Origin of the sequence: Wolbachia endosymbiont (group A) of Cephus spinipes (assembly GCF_964026895.1) — a bacterium.
Lineage (GTDB): Bacteria > Pseudomonadota > Alphaproteobacteria > Rickettsiales > Anaplasmataceae > Wolbachia > Wolbachia pipientis.
In genome coordinates this window covers 701,086-718,109 of the sequence record NZ_OZ034713.1, presented here as the reverse complement: position 1 = coordinate 718,109, position 17,024 = coordinate 701,086, and the positions used below count along the sequence as shown (strand labels likewise).

The 17,024-nt window shown below is 35.8% G+C and carries 12 protein-coding genes and 1 tRNA gene; 2 read left to right on the top strand and 11 right to left on the bottom strand.

The genetic code is table 11. From position 1 onward, the window contains the following. Positions 1-376: 376 nt before the first annotated feature. On the bottom strand, positions 377-2,026 hold the full coding sequence (gene groL / locus AAGD59_RS03385; RefSeq protein ID WP_141456977.1) for a chaperonin GroEL: 1,650 nt from the start codon (positions 2,024-2,026) through the stop codon (positions 377-379). A 100-nt stretch (positions 2,027-2,126) separates the two neighbouring features. Continuing rightward, positions 2,127-2,408, bottom strand: a complete 282-nt coding sequence (locus tag AAGD59_RS03380) for a co-chaperone GroES (RefSeq protein ID WP_173862882.1) — start codon at positions 2,406-2,408, stop codon at positions 2,127-2,129. Positions 2,409-2,594: 186 nt separating this feature from the next. Here AAGD59_RS03380 and AAGD59_RS03375 point away from each other — a divergent pair, with 186 nt between their 5' ends. Next, positions 2,595-3,401: a YgfZ/GcvT domain-containing protein gene (locus tag AAGD59_RS03375; RefSeq protein ID WP_015589111.1), complete on the top strand. Its 807-nt coding sequence runs from the start codon at positions 2,595-2,597 to the stop codon at positions 3,399-3,401. Positions 3,402-4,393: 992 nt separating this feature from the next. Here AAGD59_RS03375 and recJ read toward each other — a convergent pair. The 9 genes from recJ to AAGD59_RS03330 form a co-directional block, all read right to left on the bottom strand. After that, positions 4,394-6,133: a single-stranded-DNA-specific exonuclease RecJ gene (gene recJ / locus AAGD59_RS03370; RefSeq protein WP_010962506.1), complete on the bottom strand. Its 1,740-nt coding sequence runs from the start codon at positions 6,131-6,133 to the stop codon at positions 4,394-4,396. Positions 6,134-6,193: 60 nt separating this feature from the next. Further along, complete coding sequence (locus tag AAGD59_RS03365; RefSeq protein ID WP_041573526.1) at positions 6,194-6,415, bottom strand: hypothetical protein; 222 nt, start codon at positions 6,413-6,415, stop codon at positions 6,194-6,196. Positions 6,416-7,418: 1,003 nt separating this feature from the next. Continuing rightward, positions 7,419-8,669: a cbb3-type cytochrome c oxidase subunit I gene (locus AAGD59_RS03360; protein WP_174516867.1), complete on the bottom strand. Its 1,251-nt coding sequence runs from the start codon at positions 8,667-8,669 to the stop codon at positions 7,419-7,421. Between the two features lie 34 nt (positions 8,670-8,703). Next, entirely contained in the window at positions 8,704-9,999 is a 1,296-nt protein-coding gene (locus tag AAGD59_RS03355) for a Na+/H+ antiporter NhaC family protein (protein WP_141456953.1), read from the bottom strand. Between the two features lie 283 nt (positions 10,000-10,282). Continuing rightward, positions 10,283-12,736, bottom strand: a complete 2,454-nt coding sequence (lon, locus tag AAGD59_RS03350) for an endopeptidase La (RefSeq protein ID WP_141456951.1) — start codon at positions 12,734-12,736, stop codon at positions 10,283-10,285. Between the two features lie 15 nt (positions 12,737-12,751). Further along, positions 12,752-14,029 (bottom strand): ATP-dependent Clp protease ATP-binding subunit ClpX, encoded by a 1,278-nt coding sequence (gene clpX, locus AAGD59_RS03345; protein WP_006279985.1) that lies wholly within the window; start codon positions 14,027-14,029, stop codon positions 12,752-12,754. Beyond that, positions 14,029-14,655, bottom strand: a complete 627-nt coding sequence (gene clpP, locus AAGD59_RS03340; RefSeq protein WP_006280254.1) for an ATP-dependent Clp endopeptidase proteolytic subunit ClpP — start codon at positions 14,653-14,655, stop codon at positions 14,029-14,031. Before clpP ends, clpX begins: the two co-directional genes overlap by 1 nt. 11 nt (positions 14,656-14,666) lie before the next feature. Further along, on the bottom strand, positions 14,667-16,001 hold the full coding sequence (gene tig, locus AAGD59_RS03335) for a trigger factor (protein ID WP_015589117.1): 1,335 nt from the start codon (positions 15,999-16,001) through the stop codon (positions 14,667-14,669). Between the two features lie 158 nt (positions 16,002-16,159). Continuing rightward, positions 16,160-16,241 (bottom strand) — tRNA-Leu (locus AAGD59_RS03330). Positions 16,242-16,381: 140 nt separating this feature from the next. Here AAGD59_RS03330 and AAGD59_RS03325 point away from each other — a divergent pair. Then, entirely contained in the window at positions 16,382-16,978 is a 597-nt protein-coding gene (locus AAGD59_RS03325; RefSeq protein WP_006279461.1) for a BON domain-containing protein, read from the top strand. Positions 16,979-17,024: the final 46 nt, after the last annotated feature.

The following is a 17,024-nucleotide window of genomic DNA, read 5'->3' as shown; positions in this document are numbered from 1 at the left end:
GTTTTTTGTTAAAATACAATGTCTTGATGATTATGGAAATGCTGGATTCCAGTGTCAAGCACTGGAATGACATCATCCTTTTTCCTGAATTCCAGTGTCAGCTACTTTCATGACATCGTTTACTATGTGCCATATTGTAATGTTCGTACAGTTGTGGAATGAATCGCGGTATGACGTGTTAGCTATAGTATAAATATACTAGGGATTATAGTTCTTTTATGCTGCCTTTTTGTTATTAGACAACCACAATATAAAGGCATGAAACGGATGCAAACAGTAGTGCATTTCTGCACCAAACGTATTACCTTTAACGAATAGTAAAATGTGAGATTTTTTGGAACTACCGTGGAGCAATTGCTCCACGGTTTCATTCTACTTAGAATCCACCCATGCCACTCATTTCTCCTGCACCCATAGGAGATGAAGCATTTTCTTTGCTTGGTACATCAACTATCATAGATTCAGTAGTTATCAGCACACTCGCAACAGATACCGCTGTTTCAAAAGCAATACGCACCACTTTTGCTGGATCAATCACACCAGCTGTAAATGCATTAGCGTAATTCATAGCCTCAACGTTGTATATAAGCTCTTTATCATTCTGCTTAATCAAATAGTCAATTATAACAGCAGATTCAAGACCAGCATTTTTGACTAACCTTCTAATTGGAGCACTGAGAACTTTCTTGATAATGTTTATGCCTATTTGTTCCTCGTCACTTGCACCTTTTAATTTGTCGAGAACAGATGAAGCATAAAGAAGCGCAACCCCACCACCTGGAACTATACCTTCTTCAATTGCAGCTCTTGTTGCATGCAGCGCATCTTCGACTCTATCTCTACGTTCTTTAACTTCCACTTCAGTTGCTCCACCAACTTTGAGCACAGCAACGCCACCTGATAATTTTGCTAAACGTTCTCTTAGCTTTTCTTTATCATAATCAGAAGTTGAAGTTTCAATTTGAGATTTAATCTGCTCGATTCTAGCTTTCACACTGTCAGAATCGCTATTTTCGCTGACAACTGTGGTATTATCTTTAGTAATTTTAACATTTTTAGCCGTACCAAGATCATCAAGCGTGAGATCTTCCATCTTGATTCCAAGTTCATCTTTTATGACGTACTTAGCACCAGTTAAAGTTGCTATGTCTTCGAGCATCTCCTTTCTTCTGTCACCAAAACCTGGAGCTTTTACTGCAGCAACTTTTAAACCACCACGCAATTTATTGATAACTAAAGTGCTTAATGCTTCACCTTCGATATCCTCTGCAATAATAACCAAAGGTTTACCAGATTTAACAATAGCTTCAAGAATAGGAAGTAAAGGTTGAATAATATTTAATTTTTTCTCTGTAATTAATAGATAAGGATTATCAAGCTCCACGATCATTTTTTCATTATTTGTAATAAAATACGGAGAGAGATAACCGCGATCAAATTGCATGCCAGTAGTCAGCTCAACTTCTAACTCTTTTGAACCTTTACTCTCTTCAACAGTTATTACACCCTCTTTTCCAACTTTTTTCACGGAATCAGCAATACTGTTACCTATATCCTTATCACCATTTGCAGATATTATTGCAACTTGTGCCACTTCGTCTATTTTCTCTAGAGAAATTGTACGAGACATTGACGTAATTTCCTTTAATATTACATCTTTTGCCTTCTGTATTCCGTTTTTAATACCAACACGATCGTTTCCAGCAGCAATTGATTTTGAAGCTTCCATTATCATGTTGCTAGTTAGTATTGAGCACGTTGTTGTACCATCACCAACTTTATCGTTACATTGAGAACAACTTTGTGCAAAGATGCTTGCTATTACAGCGTTTAATGGTTTTTCAGGCTTGATACCCTTCATCACCTTATAACCATCTTTTGTAATTTCTGGTGCTCCATAGGGCTTATTAATCCCTACTGTTTTTCCTCTAGGTCCCGCAGTTATTGCCACCGTTGAGTCTACTATTGCTGCGACTTCACGAAAGGCTTCTTGCAACTGCTCACCTGATACTACTACATTAGTCATTTTTATCACCTCTTGTTAATAAAAAATTTAGAAAACTATAATAAAATCATTCACAATGCGTCATGTTGCGCTTTGTTTAAGTTTAGTAAAATAAAGACTGCTATTTAATGACAGCAAGTATATCGGACTCTTTCATCACGATAAGCTTTTCATCATTATGTTCTATTTCTGTACCAGCCCATTGACGATAGAACACTTTATCACCAGCTTTCACAGTTAAAGTTACGCGTTCGCCACTTGAATTGCGTGAACCTTCACCAATTGCTATAACTTCACCTTTAGTAGGTTTCTTTTCAGCACTTGATGGAAGCACAATTCCACCTTGCTTTTCTTCGCTAATAGGCTTGATCAGCACGCTATCATCTAATACATTTAAACTTATACTTGACATTTGTTTTTCCTCATCAACAAATTAACTTATAAGTTTATATATATATACTCGTAAGTTAGATTTCAAGGGCTGGAGCTTGTAAAATATGCACGCCATTATAAAATATGCACGCCAAAAGCAGTTTCTAAAAGAGCCTAATGTTATATAATAAAATTTAGATTTATTTATAGAGATTTCATGAGTTATATACCATTTTTAAGTCGTGGTGTGATAGTGCTATATGGGCCTGACACTAGAGATTTTCTGCAGGGTATTATAACCAATGATATTAATAAGTTGGATAGCCAAAAAGCCATTTACTCTTTATTGCTTAGCCCTCAGGGAAAATATCTATATGATTTTTTTCTTATTGAATATGGTAAATACACCCTCTTAGAGTGCGAAAACATGCACTTGCAGCAAATAATCGAGAAACTGGATTTGCTTAAAACTTACTTGAGAGTGAAGATTAAAGACGTTAGCGCACTATATAAGGTTGGAGTTTTGTTTAATACTAAGTTGGCGGAGTGTAGTGGTAAGTCACAAGTTATTTTTCAAGATCCAAGGCACAAGCTGCTAGGAATGAGGATCATACATAAAGATGAAATAAAAGAGCCGGTTGGGGATTTTACTCAGTATGAAAAAGTTAGAATTCAAAATCTCGTTCCAGATGGAGCGAAAGATATGGTGCAGAATTCATCGTTTCCGCTGCAATTTTTAATCGATAAGGTAAACGGTATAAGCTTTAATAAGGGGTGTTATATAGGTCAGGAAGTTGTAAATCGAATGAGCAGACAAGAAATATTCAGAAGAAAACTTTACCTTGTTGAGGGGGATAACGCACTTCCAGATATTGGCACTAAAGTGACAAATGAAAACAATGAGGAAATAGGGGAACTGCGCTCTAGTGTAGACAACATTGGATTTGCATTGCTTAATACTGGAAAGAGCCATGCAAATTTATATGCAGATGGAGTTAGGTGCGTTAAGACGTTGAAGTCTTAAGGTAGCGCATATAGAAACGAAAAAACTTACTTGACACCCTTCGCCAGCGCCCTTATCATGATAGTGAAGCTATTGTATTTGCTTTCGCCAATCTGCAGATTAAAAGGTAAGGATTACTTAATGTATCGGCGTCTTATGTTCAATTTTTTGCAGTATATAGATACTGTATGTCTTTACAAAACTTCATCTACATCTAGATTTTTATCTAAATAAGCTGAACGCGCTTATAAAGCGTTACAAGACATCAAAAAATGCCAATACTCGACAGAGATAGTAAAAGACTAGCTAACTCGGGGATTCTTTGTCTTTTTTTCTGCTTGGTAAATTTCTTAAACATTTGCAGCGTAAGTTAGTTGCAATTAAAAGCGGCTGAATCTCGCTTGTCAAGCGTTTAAAACATAAAAAACGCCAATATTTTAAAGCGGATAATAACCCCAGGGCTTCTTTTGCCTTTTTTTTCGTTTGGTAAATTTTTTAACGTTTATGGCTAAGCGACAGCCGTCATCCCGCTGCTTGTTAGCGGGATCTCTTGTTAGCGCCGCGGCGGTATGACGGTTCGTGGCGGCGTGACGATAAGCTCGTCATACCGCTGCTTGTTAGCGGGATCTAGAGATACCGCGAATGAATCGCGGTATGACGGTTCGTGGCGGCGTGACGATAAGCTCGTCATCCCACTGCTTGTTAGCGGGATCTAGAGATACCGCGAATGAATCGCGGTATGACGGTTCGCAGTGGCATGACGATAAGCTCGTCATCCCGCTACTTGTTAGCGGCTAAGAGATACCGCGAATGAATCGCGGTATGACGGTTAAGTAGGGTGTCATCCCAGTGTCACGCACTGGGATGACATTATAGGAGCACTGGGATGACACCCTCTTGGATGGAAATCAGTGTCAGATAATTTCATGACACCAGTTGTTGTAAACTCACTTTTTCTCGATTTTTTGGTTTATCTTGTCTACCTATTTTGCCACTCTGCTGAACAGATACACTCAACTAATGGTCAATACATCTTCTATTAAAAATTGTACAAATTCATTGCCATTCCAGTAATTCATAGAGATTTTACCCAAAATAGCTTTAACATTACCCTGCATGATAGCAGAGCCAAGATGAGTATTTGCAGAACGAAATGCAATAGCTCTTACCATAACATTATCATCAGCAATAAAACATTTTATATGGTCAACTCCTATAACTTCAGGCTTTCTTATCTTTGCTCCTTGGATAATAAACCTTGGTTCAGGATTTCCAACTCCAAATGGTCCCAAGCGTTGCAATTGATTCCATAAAGACAAATTTATTGCTTTAGCAGTTACTATACTATCAGCTTTTAAAGTTTTCTCATTTATAGAGTTTGAAAATCTTTCAGTAAAAAAATCATGCAAATCATTTATTTTGTCTTCTTTAATTGAAAATCCTGCCGCCATACTATGGCCACCGCCTTCAATAATCAAATTTATAAACTTTGCGGAAAGGACTGCAGCACCGATATCAACTCCCAAAATTGATCTACAGCTTGCTTTTCCTATTCCATTATTTAAAGATATCACTACTGTTGGCAAGTGAAACTGCTCCTTTAGCCTTGATGCAATTATACCAATTATTCCCTGGTGCCAATTGCCACTTATCATTATAAAATTCGCACCTGATTGGGCAGACTTTTCCGCTTGTGCTGTAGCTTCCAAGAGAGCCTCATTTTCTAACACTTTTCTTGCATTATTCAAATCTATTAATTTTAGCGCGATTGAATGTGCCTCTTCATCATCATCGGTGGAAAGCAACCTTGCACCAAGCGATGCTTCTCCAATTCTTCCTCCAGCATTTATGCACGGTCCAATGCTAAACCCCAACCGCGAAACACTTGGTTTTTCAAGGATTCCCAAAGCATCAAATAAAACACGCAAGCCAACGTTTTTTCTTGTTGACATAACTTTTAATCCTTGTGAGACAAGTGCTCTATTGAGGCCTGTGATCTGCATAACATCACAGACAGTTCCCAGGGCAACCAAATCCAACAGATCAAATAAATCTGGTTCTTTTTTGTTGGTAAAAAATCCTTGCTCACGTAGGCTTTTATTAAGAGCAACAATTAGCAGAAATGACACTCCAACTGCTGCTAGGTTATTATAAGGAGAGCTCTCATCAAGGCGGTTTGGATTCACAACTGCTACGGCGCTTGGTAATTTTTCCGTACCAAGGTGATGGTCAACAACTATAATATCAAGACCAAAAGCCTTTGCATCTTCTATTGGTTGATATGCAAGCGTACCACAATCAACGGAAATACATAAATCAATTCCATTCTTTTTAAGTTGTAATAAAGCATCTGTGTTTAATCCATAACCCTCATCAACACGATCTGGAATGTAGATTATAGAGTGTATATCGATTGCTCTCAGGTACCTGTTAATCAATGCTGACGACGTTGCACCATCAACATCATAGTCACCAAATATTGCAAGGTTTTCATCATTTTTTATTGCCCGTATTATACGAGAAACAGCTTTATCCATATCAAGAAGGTGAAAGGGATCTGGTAATAGCGATCTGATTAGTGGATATAAGAAGTCGCTTGCATTTTCTATGTTAACACCACGAGTAACCAATATTCTTGCTAATATTTCTGGTAACTCAAATCTCTGTGTAAGAGTTAAGATTTGCCTTTGATCTGCTTCTTGCAACTTCCACAATGCATTTGTTATGCTGCGCTTTTCAATTTCAAGTAGCATATTCTTTCTTTGTAAATAAAACTACTTTACCAGAATTTTTAAGCTTGTTCTATAATTGTATTAGACTTCTGCATAACCTAAACTAAGTAGAAAAAAGGTATCATCTAAGTAGCTGACACTGGTCTCCATCCAAGAGGGCAGTAGCCCCTTCGGTGTCATTCCAGCGCGTGACCAGGTCTTTTTAGCTATCATAGGATGACAGAAGCAGACACTCCACTTTGTCGTTCCAGTGCCTCCTTTTTTTGTCATTCCAGTGCCTTGACTATGATGGCTTTGTTGCATCGCTAGCTATGATGGATTAAAGATAAAAAAGGTGGAGAATATCAGTAGCTTATTATTCTGGTATTTATAACAAGAACGGTCAGTGAATACCTAAATTTGAGTAAAAGAAATTTCACTACCACTCACTAATCCGGCTAAAATTCAAGAATTTCAATGCTTTAGCTATTTTCAATAGAATTAAATTTATTAATATAAATAACAAGTTACTATTCTTAAATTTGATCAGATTGATTGCAAAAAAAACAAGATTTTCAATAAGTTGCTTATAATCCTAATTATAGTTAGCCTTTCATAAGTAGCGATGCAACAAAGCCCACTGGGATCCAGGAATTTTATTAAGTTGGTAAGCATAAAAGTGTTATGTAAAATACAACGTTCTTGATGGGATTGCGTGAAATGCTGGATCCCAATGTTTGGGCACTGGGATGACAAAGGAGGACAGTGTCAGCTACTCGGATGACAAAAAAAGGAGCACTGGGATGACATCATCCTTTTTTTGGGGTTCCAGCGTCACGCGCTACCTTCCGTATAAATATTAAAAAATTTACCAAATGAAAAAAAAGGCAAAAGAAGCCCCGTGGTTGGCTAATTACTTACATTATACTTTCAAGTATGGCGTTTTTTTATTCTAAACGCTTAATAACCGCGATTTAGTTGCTTTTAAGCCGCAACTAATCTAAATTATAAACATTAAGAAATTTACTAAACAGAAAAAAAGGCAAAAGAAACCCTAGGGTAGCTAGTTATTCACTATCCATTTTTTAAATCGGCGTTTTTTGATGTTTTAAATGCTTTATAAGCGCATTTCAGCTTATATTAGGTAAAAACCTAGAAATTTTATAAAGACATAAGGTGCACATAGTGCAAAAAATTAAACATGGGACGCCAGATACGTGAGTTTTTTTGTCATTTAATCTGTACAGAGAAGATAAATAAATAGCTTCAGTTTCATGATAAGGGGGCTGGCGGAGTTTGTCAAGGAAGTTTTTTTTGTTTCTATGGGTCAGTTGGTACGCGCTTTGCCTTTTAACAGATGTAAAAGCACAATTATTACGAACAACATTCCACCAACAACTGATATAGCGCCACCTATAATGAAGCACGTGCGTGCTAACATTGATGAAATACTTGGCAGATCTGCAACCTTCCTTAAAGCACCATATCCACCAAGCCACACAAGACCAGTGATATGGAGAAAATGCCCTATACTGTAGGCATAAATCTGTAATCTTACCATGGAACCTTTTATCTCTTTAAAGTTTAATTTGGGTAACAGCCAATAAATGAAATTCATAAAAGCTATAGTGATCCCAACTACAGAACCGTGATAATGAGCGGGAATGGTGACATTTCCTTCAATAGTCAACACTCCGAGCACATCTCCATAAGTGAACAACAAAAATGAATGTAATAAATAGTTGCTTTTATCATTAATAAAAGTTCTGATGTTGCAGCACACTAATATTATCAAAAAGCACGGCAAAACTGCTCCAGCAATCCTCATATGCCAAGTAAAAAACTGTATTAACTTGGCACTATCAACTGGATAAACAAAATATACAAACGGTGCGCCTACAGCTAAAATCGTGTTTATAAATAGTGGTAAAATAGTAATTTTATTGCTTGAAGCTAAACTAACATCACTGATCATTAAATAGACTAAAAACATTCCTTGAGTAAAAGCAAACTGCAATAAATGTCCGCCTCCCCAAAAGAGATATTCGTAAAATAAATTATTATCTGAGTGATATAGACCTGGAGGCATATTATTATATGCTAAAACAAAGCAAAGAAATGACGATACAAGTATAATAACTAGCCCAATTTGCCCAACAGAGAGAAATGAAACCTCTTTTTTTGATGTGTATGCTAGCATTGTATTTACTAATATACTGGCAATAAATAAACTGAGTCCAAACAAAAATAATTTGTTTTGTAACACGGGAATATAATTACTTTTGATAACTTCAGTGTTTGGAACGAATGCGGATATAAACATGAGCAGCATCGAAAGGGTTGATAGAACCCATGAAAAGTTAAACCAACTATTGGTATTTTGTAGGTTTATGATAAAGAGCAGAGATATTATAGAGCACATCCACACTAAAATTGACAAGTTCACGTGTATTACCAGCGCATTATCAAAAATATATTGTGCAGAAGGAACAAGAGAGGAGATAAAAGGCAATCGTAGAAAAATAACAATTATTGACAGTAACCCAGAGCAAGCAAGAGCACATACTGCCAAGAACATCCATTTTCTACAGAGCGGAGCGTTGTCTTGTATATTAAGCACAATCTTTTTTCTCAATTTTGTTCAATACAATATATAACACTGCAATAATACCTAAAACATAGCAATAGTATACGTGTGGCACGACTGCCAAAGGTGAAACTCCAGCAATAGTGCTAGCCAAAAGCAATTGAGCGCCATACGGTATTAATCCTTGAAATACACAAGAAAATATGCCTAGCCATGCTGCACTATAGTGAGGCGGTATTTCATATTTCTTAGCAATATCTCTAGCAATTTCACCACTAAAAATTATAGCGATGGTGTTATTTGCAAGTAAAATATCAAATATGCTGACTATTTTTGCAATAAATAATTGCGCAGTTTTTTGTCCACCACGTTGTATCATAACCCAAGATGAAAGTTTATCTGCAAGCTCCTTAGAATTTTTACCTACCAGTCCTGAAAGCCCGCCAACCATCAATGACAGTAGCATAATTTCATGCATACTCATAAACCCCTTAGTGATGTTTTGGCTTAAAAACAATAAACCATAATTGTTGTTATTTATAAATCCAATGATTCCAGCAAAAGTTATGCTTAAAACCAATGCCGTAAATACATTTATTCCAAAGTTTGCAAGCAATATAAGTATTATGTAAGGAGTCACAAGCAATAAAGAATACTCCTTAACTGAAATAGCAGCACTATTGCTTGAGCTATAAAATAATATAATTATTGTGAATATAGAAGCAATTAGTGCCACTTTTGCATTCAGTTTTAATTTTTTCTTTATATCAGCCTTTTGAGACATCACAGATGCAATTGTAGTATCAGAGATAATAGATAAATTGTCGCCAAACATTGCTCCTCCTACAACGGTTGCAACTCCTAAGGAAGGAGAAATCCCAGCTTGTGTCAGTTCAACTGCAATAGGAGCAATTGTTGCAATGGTGCCCATTGATGTACCAATAGCAGTGGAGATGAAAGCTGCTACAAAAAATAATCCTATGAGTAAAAATTGTGTTGGTATAAATGAAAGAGCCAAATTAACTGTGGCATCAGCACTACCGATTGCTTTAGTTACTTCACTGAATGCACCTGCAAGTAAAAAAATGATGCACATAGTGATAATATTACGATCTCTTACCCCATCTAGAAAGGCATACATTTTTTCTTCAGTATTGCCCTTGTATAAAACCCAACCCAGAGCTATGGCAGGAACAATGGCTACTAGTGGAGATAACTGATAAAAAGCATTTGACACGCCAAGAACAGTAAAATATATGCCGCTTCCTACAAAAAGAAATAGGAACAGTAAAATAGGCAAAAAATTTGTAAAATAAAACATACCTCAGCTCTGATAAACGCAAATCAACTATGATATAATTTATATTATTATAAACCACAGTTGGCACCTTGACCAATGTTTTTCTAGAAAGCAATCCACCAGAAAAGGTTTCCATGAAAAGGACTATTATAATATATCATCTACTTGAATTAAACTGGGAGATAGAATAAGTAAAAAATATGAATGACATAACAACAAAGCAAGTCATATCCTTATGGGATGCACAAGTTGGTGGATTCTTGCCAGATAAAAGAGAAATGGAGATTGATAATATTTTTTTAATCTAATGCTTCAATGTTTCCGACATAGGAAAAGTATCATCTTTACTTTCTATAGAGGAAGGCACACTATTTTGATTATCATCACCATCAATTGGAGTAGTAGGGTGCATTAAAGCAACTTTCATAACTTCATCAATATTCTTAGCAAAAACTACGTTGATCCCCTCTTTGATGCTTGCCGGAATCTCTTGCATATCTTTCTCATTTTCACTTGGTATAATCACAGTTTTGATTGATCCTCTGAGCGCTGCAAGCAATTTTTCTCTTAAGCCCCCAATAGCTAAAACTCTACCACGCAATGTCACTTCGCCTGTCATAGCAACATTTTTGTTAACTGGTATATTCGTCATAAGAGAAACAATAGACGTACATACCGCGCCGCCAGCAGAAGGGCCATCTTTTGGTACTGCACCCTCAGGTACATGTAAATGTATATCATTATTTTGGAATTTTTCGGGCTTTATACCAAAAAACAAACAATTTGATCGAATATAACTATACGCAGCTTTTATAGATTCTTGCATAACCTCTCCAAGCTTTCCTGTGTATTTTATTTCTCCCTTGCCCGGAATTAGGACTGATTCTATCATCAAAATATCACCACCTGTTTCAGTATAGGCGAGCCCAGTTACTATTCCTACTAAACTCTCATTTTCCGCAATGCCAAAGGTATATTTACGTACCCCTAAATAATCTTGTAAATTGTCAACCCCTACGGATATTTTCTTATTTTTATCAGTCAATATTTCTTTAACTGCCTTTCTCATGAGCTTTGCAAGCTCCCTTTCCATACTCCGCACACCACTTTCACGTGTATATAAACGTATCAACTCGTATAACGCCTCATTAGTTATGTCCCATTCCTTCTGATACAAACCATGCTCCTTCTTTAACTTCGGAATAAGGTGGTGTGTAGCAATACTGATTTTTTCATCTTCAGTATACCCGGACAATTGTATAATTTCCATCCTATCACGCAAAGGATGTGGTAAATTTAAGCTGTTTGCCGTAGCTACAAACATTACACTTGAAAGATCAAACTCAACTTCCAAGTAATGATCCGTAAAGTGTTTATTGTGCTCAGTATCTAAAACCTCAAGTAATGCAGATGCAGGATCGCCACGCGAATCAGAACCCATCTTATCTATTTCATCAAGCAGAAAAAGCGGGTTGCATGAATTAGCTTTTTTCATGTGTTGAATGATTTTACCAGGCATTGAGCCAATATAAGTTTTCCTATGCCCTCGTATCTCAGACTCATCACGCACACCACCAAGAGCTATGCGAACAAAATCTCTTCCTACTGCTCTTGCCATAGACTTAGCTAAAGAAGTTTTACCAACACCTGGCGGTCCAACTAAGCAAAGTATAGGACCTTTTATCTCTTTTACTCTTTTTAATACCGCTAAAAATTCTATTATTCTATCTTTTACTTTCTCTATGCCATAATGATTTTCATCTAAGATTTTCTTAGCTGCATTTAAGTTAATTTTTGCATCTTTGTACTTTCCCCATGGCAACTCAAGCAACCAATGCAAGTAACTAGATATAACTGTAGCTTCAGGAGAAATGGGATTCATTTTCTTGTATCTCTTCAAATCAGTTATAGCTTTCTCTCTTGCTTCCTGAGAAAGCTTTGTTTCATTTATCTTTTTTTCAAATTCATTGAGTATATTCCCTTCATCACCATTCTCAAATTCGCCTAATTCTTTCTGTATAGCTTTCAATTGCTCGTTAAGGTAGTAAACTTTCTGAGTGCTTTCAACTTGCGATTTAATTGTCTTATATAAACGGTTTTGTGCGTTCAAAATACTCATTTCTCTCTCAATAAAAGCAAAAGCTTTTTTTAAACGCTCTTCTGGGTCATAAGCCTCAAGTATACTTTGTTTATCTGATACTTTTATATTTAAATGTGAAGCTACCGTGTCTACAAGTTGATCAACTTCTTTGATTTGATCAATGGAGTTAATGGCAACCTCGGGTTGATTTTTCTTGTTTAGCTTACACCAGCTATCGAACGCGTCTACAACAGACCGCCTTAAAGCTTCTAAATCAATATTGTCTTCATCTTCTTTATAATGATTGTCTAACTCTACCCTGGCTTGTAATAAAGTATGAGAGCTAATATATTCTACAACTCTTCCCCTTCTTATCCCCCGGATTATAACTTTTACTGCATTGTCAGGTAATTTTATTAACGGTTGTACAATGCTTGCTAACACACCTACTTCATAAAGATCTTCAGGCTCTGGATTATCAACAGAGCCATCTTTCTGTGCTACAAGAAAAATCTCATTTTGGTGATTACTACTACTTATTGCATACTCTAGTGCATTAACAGATTTTTCTCTGCCTATGAATAAAGGCACCATTATATTTGGAAAAATTACTACATCTCTTAAAGGTAATACTGGCAATGCAGTAAAACTAGAGCTTACAGCACGTTCAATGTTCATAATATATGCCTCAAATTAATCATTAACCGTTATAACATTGCCATTGTTATTATGATTAACCGTTGCTTTTCCTAATTCTACCATTTTCTTAGTGATTACTATAGTGCTACCTTCAAAGCCTCCGTTTCCAGATGTATACATAATGTCAAGCAAAAGTGACTCCAAGATAGCACGTAACATTCTTGCACCTGTTTTGTAGCTTATAGCCTTTTTAGCAATAGCTGATATTGCTTCATCTGAAAACTCAAGGTTTACTTTGCTAAACGCAAGCAATGCTTTGTACTGTTTTATTAGTGCATTCCTTGGCTCTGTCAACACATGTATTAAATCTTCATGATCCAGCTCATCTAAAACAGCAGTTATTGGAACCCGCCCTACAAATTCGGGTATTAAACCGAATTTGATTAAATCTTCAGGTTGAACATCATGTAAAGCATTCTTTTTCTTTTGCTCTTTAGACTGACTTATATCTGCTCCAAAGCCAACTGACGTTCCCTTTTTTCTCGCTTCAATAATTTTATCGAGGCCTTCAAAAGCTCCTCCACAAATAAACAGTATGTTACTAGTATCCACTTGTATAAACTCTTGTTGCGGGTGTTTTCGCCCTCCTTGTGGCGGAACATAAGCAACTGTACCCTCCATAATCTTAAGCAGAGCTTGCTGGACCCCTTCACCTGAAACGTCACGGGTTATTGAAGTGCTTTCAGATTTTCTTGTAATCTTGTCTATTTCATCTATAAACACTATACCACGCTGTGCTTTTACAACGTCATAATTTGCAGCTTGTAATAAACGCGACAACACGCTTTCTACATCATCACCCACATAACCTGCCTCAGTTAAAGTTGTCGCATCAGCCATAGCAAATGGCACATCTGAAACTTTAGCAAGTGTTTTGGCTAGCAAAGTCTTACCAGAACCAGTGGGACCAATAAGCATTATATTTGACTTCTCGATTTCAATATCACTTATAGCATGAAATTGTACCATGGATTGACAATGGTTATACATAGCTACAGATAAAACGTGTTGCGCGTGTTCTTGACCTACAACATGCTTGCTGAGAAAGTTTTTTATATCCTCAGGTTTCTTTAGTAATAGCTTCATATCAGATATACGATCTGAATTAAAAGATCTATCTTTCTTTTGACTTATTGCTTTATGGGATAATTCTATGCACTCATTACAAATAAACACCTTTAAACCATCCGAAGAGTTAGTAATCAATTTATCTACTTCATCTTGCGCCTTGTTGCAAAAAGAACAGTAGTGTAAATCATTATTGTTATCCATTAACCCACCTTTTGTTTAACTTTAATATTTTCAATTTCAATATCTGTACGCTCAGCTATCACCCTGTCAATTAAGCCAATTTTCCTTGCTTCTTCAGGATCCATGAATTTATCTCTTTCCATCATTCCTTCAATTTTCTTCAGTGAATTTCCAGTATGTTTTTCATAAATTTGATTTAGTTTTTTCTTAACTCGCAAAATTTCATTAGCATGTATTTCTATATCAGTTGCTTGACCATGATAACCACCAGATGGCTGATGTATCATAATTCTTGAATGAGGTAGAGAGTAGCGCTTACCTTTTGTACCAGCTGCAAGCAATAAAGAACCCATAGACGCAGCTTGACCTATACATAAAGTTGAAACGTCTGGGTTTATATACTGCATTGTATCGTAGATCGACAAACCAGCAGTTACAACACCACCTGGTGAGTTGATGTACATACAAATGTCTTTATCGGGATTTTCCGATTCTAAAAATAAAAGCTGTGCTACTATTACACTGGCCATATTGTCTTCAATAGGACCTGTTACAAAAATTATTCTTTCTTTCACTAGTCTTGAATATATGTCATAAGCGCGCTCACCGCGACTAGTTTGTTCAACTACAATTGGTATAAGAGTCATACCTTTTCCTATTAAATATTATCAAATAATTCCTTTAATTCTTTCACAGAAACAATCTGCTCTTCTTTACTAACTTTTTCTATTATATAATCTGTCACTTTATACTCAAGCGCTTGCCCTCTAACTAATTCTTGAAATTGTTTATTTGATTCAAAATGCTTAATTACTCTGTCAAATTGCACATCTTTACTGACATATTGATTTACAATAACACTCAAAACATCATTTTGAGTTAATGATATTTTATGTTCTGCACTAAATTTCATAAATAACATAGCAAGCTTTACACGTTTTTCAGCTTCTTTACGAGAATCATTTTGAGCACCCAATTCTCCTTCCATTCTTTGTTGCTCCTGTTTTACTATGTCTGTGGGTAAATCAAAACTATAATTAGCATCCAAATAATCAAACAGCTCCTTTTTAATTAAGAGATTTCTCATTTCGGTGCACTGATCACCAATCATTTTTTTTGCATGATTTATTAGCAAAGAATAATCTTTAAACCCAATACTCTTAGCTATTTCATCATCATTTTCAAAATCTTTGGCAATTTGAATCTCATTAACTCGCACAGAAAAATCAGCTTCCTGTCCTGCAAGGGAAATGGCTTGGTAATTTTCAGGAAATTTCAACTTAAAGTTCTTTGTTTCTCCCTTTTTCATACCAGTTAATTGATCTTCAAAACCATTAATAAATGTGCCAGACCCTAAATTAACGGCAAAATCTTTGCTACTTCCACCTTGAAAGAGCTTATTCCTAATCCGCCCTTCAAAATCAATTATCAATTTATCCCCATCTTTCGCTTGATAAGAAGCATCATCAACAGAGGCAAAATTGGGGAACTTTGTTTTGATAGAATCAATAAATTCTTTTATATCTTCCTCTTCAATCTTTGCTTCAATTTTCTTTAAGTTTATTTTGTCAAGATCTATCATCGGTACTTCAGGCATCGACTCAAAAGATAGCTTGTATACAAAATTGCCCTCCTCATTTTCTTTGCCCAGATCTGGTAATGATATAACATCAACCTTAGGATAAATGTGAGACTTGACTTCAATTTTTTTCATCAAATCACTTGAGCAATAATCAATTGTATTATTTATCACATATTCCAAAGCCTCGTTTTTATAATTTGCAACAACAAGGTCATAGGGCATCTTTCCAGCCCTAAATCCAGGTGATTTTGCATTTTCTGCTATCTCTTGCAACCTGGAATTTACCTTTTGTTTTATATAATCACTACCAACTGTGATTTCATACTCATACTTTAGTTTATCTATACTAAGCTCTTTGTAGGTATATACGCTACTTACTTCGACTGTATTTTGAGGTATATTATTAGACATCATAATTCATTTATTAACATTTTAATTCATATCTTAATAGAGTCATTTTACCAGAATTTAAGTTAAACACAATCCTTAAGAACAGGTTTTTACACAAACAAAAGTGTATTTAGTGATTATAAATTTTCCCTTAAAACCTAAGTTACATGACTTTAAAGTGCGGATAGAGGGACTTGAACCCCCACGAGCAAGCTCACCAGGACCTAAACCTGGCACGTCTACCAATTCCGCCATATCCGCAAGAAATTTTCAGTACCCTATTATAGGTATTCCATTAAAAATATTCAAGGTTTAAAGTCTTACTTAATTTATGGTATTTACACAATCAAAAAAGCTTATTAACATTTCTTAATGAAAGCTCTAAACCATGAAAATCAATAATGAGATTAATAACAAGCTTCTTACTCGCAATTTTTTTGATTACACAAAGTGGTTGCACAACCCTTATAATAGGTGGTGTGGTGGCTACAGCGACAGCAACAGCAATAACAATGCAGGACAAATCCTTGGGAAATATCATTGATGATACGACTATGGTCATCAGAATTAATAAGGGGCTCTTAAAACATGGGCTATTTTCATCCATAAAGGTTAAAGTAAGTGAAGGAAGAGTATTGCTCATTGGAAGTGTTGACACTCCTGAAAAACAACTTACAGCAGAAAAAATAGCTTGGCAGCAAAAAGAAATTAAAGAAGTGATAAATGAAATAAGAGTAATACCAATTCAAATGGCTTCCATGCTAGACACCACTGTAGATGGCATGATAACAGCGGAAATAAGAACAAGACTCCTGGGAAAAAGAAATATTAAGTCAATTAATTATAGCGTTAATACGGTTGATAGAGTTGTTTATTTGATGGGTATAGCCCAAAATAAAGCGGAATTAAAAGCTGTAATAGCAATTGCAAGAAAAGTAAAGGGAGTAAAACAAGTTGTAAGTTATGTACGATACAGGTACAGTAAGTTACGCCATTAGGCAAAAATCGCTTTCAAATTATAACATTTGTACAGTTGTGACAATA

What these genes read in the sequence shown, in the direction of transcription:
- groL (WP_141456977.1), bottom strand. Translation starts at nt 2,026, where the DNA reads ATGACTAATGTAGTAGTATCAGGTGAGCAGTTGCAAGAAGCCTTTCGT.
- AAGD59_RS03375 (WP_015589111.1), top strand. Translation starts at nt 2,595, where the DNA reads ATGAGTTATATACCATTTTTAAGTCGTGGTGTGATAGTGCTATATGGG.
- recJ (WP_010962506.1), bottom strand. Translation starts at nt 6,133, where the DNA reads ATGCTACTTGAAATTGAAAAGCGCAGCATAACAAATGCATTGTGGAAG.
- AAGD59_RS03365 (WP_041573526.1), bottom strand. Translation starts at nt 6,415, where the DNA reads ATGCAACAAAGCCATCATAGTCAAGGCACTGGAATGACAAAAAAAGGA.
- AAGD59_RS03360 (WP_174516867.1), bottom strand. Translation starts at nt 8,669, where the DNA reads ATGTTCTTGGCAGTATGTGCTCTTGCTTGCTCTGGGTTACTGTCAATA.
- AAGD59_RS03355 (WP_141456953.1), bottom strand. Translation starts at nt 9,999, where the DNA reads ATGTTTTATTTTACAAATTTTTTGCCTATTTTACTGTTCCTATTTCTT.
- lon (WP_141456951.1), bottom strand. Translation starts at nt 12,736, where the DNA reads ATGAACATTGAACGTGCTGTAAGCTCTAGTTTTACTGCATTGCCAGTA.
- clpX (WP_006279985.1), bottom strand. Translation starts at nt 14,029, where the DNA reads ATGGATAACAATAATGATTTACACTACTGTTCTTTTTGCAACAAGGCG.
- clpP (WP_006280254.1), bottom strand. Translation starts at nt 14,655, where the DNA reads ATGACTCTTATACCAATTGTAGTTGAACAAACTAGTCGCGGTGAGCGC.
- tig (WP_015589117.1), bottom strand. Translation starts at nt 16,001, where the DNA reads ATGTCTAATAATATACCTCAAAATACAGTCGAAGTAAGTAGCGTATAT.
- AAGD59_RS03325 (WP_006279461.1), top strand. Translation starts at nt 16,382, where the DNA reads ATGAGATTAATAACAAGCTTCTTACTCGCAATTTTTTTGATTACACAA.